The organism is Xanthomonas sp. BRIP62411, assembly GCF_003993525.1.
In the GTDB taxonomy this organism is placed as follows: domain Bacteria; phylum Pseudomonadota; class Gammaproteobacteria; order Xanthomonadales; family Xanthomonadaceae; genus Xanthomonas; species Xanthomonas euroxanthea.
Window position 1 is genome coordinate 1 of record NZ_QEZI01000031.1, and the last position, 388, is coordinate 388.

Here is a 388-nt window from a genome sequence, read left to right on the forward strand (position 1 = left end):
GTACCGTGGAAGCACACTGGGAGGTGTCATGCGCAAGTACATCCTGAACGGCAGCGTCCTCAGCGCCCTCGTCGGCGGCTGGAGCACGATGCAGACGACCCGTCGGGGTCCGCGCGACTGGAAGCTCGGCCTCATGTGGCTCAGCTGGGGCATCACCGTGGCGATCGCCATCGGCACCGTCATCGAGGACTCTCGCGACGGGCAGATCGGCAACTAGCCGCTCCACCCCGCGACGCGCACGCCCTCAGGGCGTGCGCGTGCGCGTCAGTCGTGCGTGCGCCACCTGTCGCCGTCGACCTCGAGGTCGATGCGCTCGGCGTCCGGCACGGTGGAGATCGGCCCGGTGAACTGGCTCGCGCGCGAGTCCCCCTGCGCCGTCCCCGAGAAC

1 protein-coding gene is annotated in these 388 nt (G+C 70.1%); it reads left to right on the forward strand.

Annotated features, from left to right (window positions below; all coding sequences use genetic code 11):
• Positions 1–217 (forward strand): hypothetical protein (locus EO139_RS20605; protein ID WP_206515170.1); only part of this gene is annotated, 217 nt, incomplete at its 5' end.
• Positions 218–388 lie beyond the last annotated feature (171 nt).